The organism is Saccharomonospora halophila 8 (assembly GCF_000383775.1).
Lineage (GTDB): Bacteria > Actinomycetota > Actinomycetes > Mycobacteriales > Pseudonocardiaceae > Saccharomonospora > Saccharomonospora halophila.
Window position 1 is genome coordinate 5,020 of sequence record NZ_KB912558.1, and the last position, 5,174, is coordinate 10,193.

Genomic DNA, 5,174 nt, shown 5'->3' on the forward strand with positions numbered 1-5,174 from the left:
GGGCGCCACGGCGCGCCCCCGGCCGGGGTGTGGCGGCAGCGCGTGACCGGTTCTTTATCGATTCCGCCGGTCGTGCGTGGTGGGCCGCGTCTCCCGCCGGGGTATTCCGGGGAGGCCCCGGCCAACGCGCTAGGGTGGCGGGTGAACCCGACGAGTGTCAGCCCGGGCCGAGCCCGGGCCGAGCCCCCCGAGGAGAGTAGAGCAGTGACGGTTCGCGTAGGCGTCAACGGCTTCGGCCGGATCGGCCGCAACTTCTTCCGCGCCGTGCAGGCGAGCGGCCAGGACGTCGAGGTGGTCGCCTTCAACGATCTCGGTGACGTCGCCACGATGGCGCACCTGCTCAAGTACGACAGCGTCCTGGGCCGGTTGAGCGAGGAGGTCACCACCAACGACGAGGGCATCGTCGTGGGCGGGAAGACGATCAAGGCTCTCGCCGAGAAGGACCCGGCCAAGCTGCCGTGGGGCGACCTCGGCGTCGACGTGGTCGTGGAGTCCACCGGCTTCTTCACCGACGCCGAGGCGGCGAAGGCCCACCTCGCCGGGGGCGCGAAGAAGGTGATCATCTCCGCGCCGGCGAAGAACGAGGACCTCACCGTCGTGCTCGGGGCCAACGACTCCGCCTACGACGGCTCGCAGACGATCATCTCGAACGCCTCCTGCACCACGAACTGCCTGGCGCCGCTGGCGAAGGTGCTGCACGACGAGTTCGGCATCGAGCAGGGCCTGATGACCACGGTGCACGCCTACACCGCCGACCAGAACCTGCAGGACGGCCCGCACAAGGACCTGCGCAGGGCCCGTGCGGCCGCGTTGAACATCGTGCCGACCTCCACCGGCGCCGCGAAGGCGATCGGTCTGGTGCTGCCGGAGCTGAACGGCAAGCTCGACGGCTACGCGCTGCGCGTGCCGGTGCCGACCGGCTCGTCCACCGACCTCACGGTCACGCTGTCCCGGAGCGCCTCGGTCTCCGACATCAACGCCGCCTACCGCGCCGCCGCCGAGGGGCCGCTCGCCGGCATCCTCCGCTACAGTGAGGAGCCGCTCGTCTCCAGTGACATCGTCACCGACCCGGCCTCGTGCATCTACGACGCGCCGTTGACCAAGGTGATCGGCAACCAGGTCAAGGTCGTCGGTTGGTACGACAACGAGTGGGGCTACTCGAACCGCCTCGCGGACCTGGCCAGGCTCGTCGGCTCGAAGCTGTCCTGAACCATGCCGGTGCAGACTCTCGACGATCTGATCGGCGAGGGCGTGGCGGGGCGGCGCGTGCTCGTGCGCGCCGACCTCAACGTCCCGCTGGACGGCGACCGGATCACCGACGACGGCCGGGTGCGGGCGGCCCTGCCCACGATCTCCCGGCTGACCGGGGCGGGCGCGCGGGTGCTCGTGACCGCGCACCTCGGCAGGCCGAAAGGGGCCCCGGAGGCGAAGTACTCGCTGCGTCCGGTCGCGGACCGGCTCGGTGAGCTGCTCGGCGACGACGTCCCGCTCGCGGGCGACGTCGTCGGCACGGGTGCGCGGTCGGTGGCCGACGGGCTCGGCGACGGGCAGGTCGCACTGCTGGAGAACGTGCGGTTCGACCCCAGGGAGACGAGTAAGTCCGCCGACGAGCGCGGCGAACTCGCCCGGGAGTTCGCCGCGTTGACCGGCCCCGGTGGCGCGTTCGTCTCCGACGGTTTCGGCGTGGTGCACCGCGAACAGGCCTCGGTGTACGAGGTGGCGCGCGAACTGCCCGCCTACGCGGGCGGCCTCGTGCTGTCCGAGCTGGAGGTGCTGCGGACCCTGACCGGCGATCCGGAGCGGCCCTACACCGTCGTGCTCGGCGGCTCCAAGGTCTCCGACAAGCTCGCGGTGATCGAGGCGCTGCTGCCGAAGGTGGACCGGCTGCTCATCGGCGGCGGCATGTGCTTCACCTTCCTCGCCGCGCAGGGCCACGGAGTGGGTTCGTCGCTGCTGGAGCAGGACATGGTCGGCACCTGCGAGCGGCTGCTGGCCGAGGCGGGCGGCAAGCTCGTGCTGCCGGTCGACGTCGTGGCCGCCGACGCGTTCTCGGCCGAGGCGAACACCCGCACGGTGGCCACCACGGCGCTGGAGGAAGGCTGGATGGGGCTCGACATCGGGCCCGAGACCGTGGCCGAGTTCGCCGCGGCGATCGCGTCGGCACGGACGCTGTTCTGGAACGGCCCGATGGGGGTGTTCGAGATGGCGCCGTTCGCCGAGGGCACCCGGGGTGTGGCCGGGGCGATCGCGGACGCGGACGCGTTCAGCGTGGTCGGCGGCGGGGACTCCGCCGCCGCGGTCCGGGTGCTCGGACTCGACGAACAGCGCTTCTCGCACATCTCCACCGGCGGGGGCGCCTCGCTGGAGTACCTGGAGGGCCGAAAGCTGCCCGGCGTCGCCGTGCTGAGTGAGGAGCAGTGATGAGCCGCAAGCCGCTGATCGCCGGCAACTGGAAGATGCACCTCAACCACCTCGAGGCCATCGCCCTGGTGCAGAAGATCGCCTTCTCGTTGCCGGAGAAGTACTACTCGAAGGTCGACGTGGCCGTGCTGCCGCCGTTCACCGACCTGCGCAGCGTGCAGACACTGGTGGACGGCGACAAGCTCCTGCTGACCTACGGTGCGCAGGATCTCTCGCCGCACGACTCGGGCGCCCACACCGGGGACGTGTCCGGGGCGATGCTGGCCAAGCTGGGTTGCTCCTGGGTGGTCGTGGGCCACTCCGAGCGTCGGGAACACCACGGCGAGACCGACGCCGTCGTGAACTCCAAAGTGCGCGCGGCGTTCAAGCACGAGCTGACGCCCGTCCTGTGCGTCGGGGAGTCCCTCGACGTGCGGGAGGCGGGCGACCACATCGGGCACACCACCGGCCAGTTGATCGAGGGCCTGAAGGGGCTCAGGGCCGAGCAGGTGCGCGACGTCGTGGTGGCCTACGAACCGGTGTGGGCGATCGGAACCGGGCGCGTCGCCACCCCCTCGGACGCCGAGGAGGTCTGCGCGGCGCTGCGGTCGGCGCTGGAGAGCAAGTACGGCGCCGAGCTCGCCGAGCAGGTACGGGTGCTCTACGGTGGCTCGGTCAAGTCGAACAACATCGCCGAGCTGATCAAGTGCGACAACGTGGACGGTGCGCTCGTCGGCGGGGCCAGTCTCGACGGCGACGAGTTCACGAAGCTGTGCGCGCTCGCCGCGGGCGGCCCACTACCCTGACGGGGATACCGTCTGCGGTACCCTGGAGTTCCGCCACCCGCAGTACACAGAGGATGACATGAAGCTGTTCCTGCAAATCCTGTTGATCGTCTCCAGCGTGTTGCTGATCGTCGCGGTGCTGCTGCACCGGGGCCGCGGCGGCGGGCTCTCGTCCCTGTTCGGTGGCGGGATGCAGTCGAGTCTGTCCGGGTCGAGCATGGCGGAGAAGAACCTGGACCGCATGACACTCGGACTCGGGGCGGTCTGGATGATCGCCATCGTGGGACTCGGCCTGCTCGTGAAACTCTGATCGACGCGGCGTGCCCGGCGCGGGTACGTCAACTGACTGGTGGGGTGACGAGATCATGGTTGGCGGTCACGCGATACGGGGCACGCGCATCGGCGCGGGTCCGTCCGGCGAGGCGGAGCGGGGGGAGGCCGCCCCGCGTCGCCGGATCTCCTACTGGTGTGCCAACGGGCACGAATCCCGGCCGTCGTTCGCGGTGGACGCGGAGACGCCGGGGGAGTGGGAGTGCCCGCGCTGCGGACTCCCCGCGGGACAGGACGAGCAGAACCCGCCCGCGGCTCCGCGTGTGGAGCCGTACAAGTCGCACCTGGCGTACGTCAGGGAACGCCGCAGCGACGCCGACGGCGAGGCGATCCTCGCCGAGGCCCTGGACCGCATCCGGCGCCGCCGCGAGCCCTGACGCACCGGTTGGTGCCGTGAAGGACTCCTTCCCTGCGTGTGACGCAGCGAAGGAGTCCTTCACGGCGTCCGGGGCAGGGAAGGGGTCCTTCACGGCACACCCCGTCGGTCAGGTGACGGGGTAGTGGGCGCGGACGCGGAAGCCGCCGTCCGGGGTCCTGCCGGTGTCGACGTCGCCGCCCAGCAGGCGGGCGCGTTCGGCCAGGCCCGCGAGGCCGTACCCGCCGCCCGAGGGCAGCGGGGTTTCCGCGGGGGAGCACGGTGCCTCGTTGCGCACCTCCACCCGCACCTGTTCGGACGAGGTGGTCACGTCCACGTGCGCGGTGGCGCCCGGAGCGTGTTTGCGGACGTTGGTCAGGCATTCCTGGACCGTGCGGTACGCCGCCGCCGACACCTGCGCGGACACCGTGTCCGGCAGGTCGTCGGCCGTGAGCCGCACCGGCACATCCGCGTTCCGCACGAGGTCGTCCAGATCCCGCAGGTCCGGTGACGGTCCGTCCTCCGCGTCCGAGCGCAGGACCCCCAGCAGGGTGCGCAGTTCCTCCAGCGTGCGGGTGCTGAGGGTGCGGATGGTGGCCGCGGTGCGCCGGGACTCGTCGTCGGCACCGGCCGCCGAGAGTGCCGAGGCCTGCATCGCGATGAGGGTGATGTCGTGCGAGACCCCGTCGTGCATCTCCCGGGCCAACCGGGCCCGTTCCTCCGCGCGCACCGCCTGGGCGTGCAGCTGCCGTTCGCGGTCCCGGCTCGCCGCGAGCTCGGCCAGCCGGGTGGCCAGCTCCGTCCGGGCGCCGATCAGCAGTCCGATCGCCACCGGCATTCCCGCGACGATGACGCCGTAGATCGCGTCCAGCACGTGCATCCGCCAGCTCAGCGCCAGCATCTCCGACCACGGCCAGAGCACGAACCGGCAGCACCACACCAGTGCCGCGCCCACCCACACGTGCCAGTGGCACTGCTTGCGCGTGGCCAGGGACCCGAGGGCGAACATGACCGCGAGCTGCGCCCAGCCCGCGAAGAACCCCGGCACCGCCAACAGCAGCGCGAGGAACGGCAGCGGTCTGCGCAGCAGCAGCGCCGCGCAGCTCGCGGCCGACAGCCACACCGTGTACGGGGGTGCCTCGTCCGGCACCACCAGCCAGACGTCGAGCAGCGCGACCACGACGAAGGTGATGTCCAGTGCCCATCCCGGCACGGCCGGGCGGCGCTGGGTGTCCGGGTCGGTGCCGATCAGCTGGTCCACCAGCCGCCGCACCGGTCCGTGGGGCGGGGCCGCGGGTGGCCGG

General features: G+C 71.4%; 6 protein-coding genes. 5 read left to right on the forward strand and 1 reads right to left on the reverse strand.

The window, feature by feature from the left end:
• Window positions 1-204 precede the first annotated feature (204 nt).
• The 5 genes from gap to SACHA_RS0113360 are packed head-to-tail and all read left to right on the forward strand — an operon-like array spanning window position 205 to window position 3,892.
• Entirely contained in the window at window positions 205-1,209 is a 1,005-nt protein-coding gene (gap, locus tag SACHA_RS25475; RefSeq protein WP_019810576.1) for a type I glyceraldehyde-3-phosphate dehydrogenase, read from the forward strand.
• 9 nt (window positions 1,210-1,218) lie between these two features.
• On the forward strand, window positions 1,219-2,421 hold the full coding sequence (locus tag SACHA_RS0113345) for a phosphoglycerate kinase (RefSeq protein WP_198010148.1): 1,203 nt from the start codon (window positions 1,219-1,221) through the stop codon (window positions 2,419-2,421).
• Window positions 2,421-3,206 (forward strand): triose-phosphate isomerase, encoded by a 786-nt coding sequence (gene tpiA / locus SACHA_RS0113350; RefSeq protein ID WP_019810580.1) that lies wholly within the window; start codon window positions 2,421-2,423, stop codon window positions 3,204-3,206. The genes SACHA_RS0113345 and tpiA overlap by 1 nt, the downstream gene beginning before the upstream one ends.
• A gap of 58 nt (window positions 3,207-3,264) precedes the next feature.
• Window positions 3,265-3,495 carry a preprotein translocase subunit SecG gene (gene secG, locus SACHA_RS0113355; protein WP_007026858.1) on the forward strand — a complete coding sequence of 77 codons (231 nt, stop codon included), beginning with the start codon at window positions 3,265-3,267 and terminating at the stop codon, window positions 3,493-3,495.
• 55 nt (window positions 3,496-3,550) lie between these two features.
• On the forward strand, window positions 3,551-3,892 hold the full coding sequence (locus SACHA_RS0113360; protein WP_019810582.1) for an RNA polymerase-binding protein RbpA: 342 nt from the start codon (window positions 3,551-3,553) through the stop codon (window positions 3,890-3,892).
• Window positions 3,893-4,000: 108 nt separating this feature from the next.
• On the opposite strand, the gene SACHA_RS0113365 is transcribed toward SACHA_RS0113360, so the two are convergent.
• A complete protein-coding gene (locus SACHA_RS0113365; RefSeq protein WP_019810585.1) occupies window positions 4,001-5,143 on the reverse strand; it encodes a sensor histidine kinase in 1,143 nt (380 codons plus the stop codon).
• Window positions 5,144-5,174 lie beyond the last annotated feature (31 nt).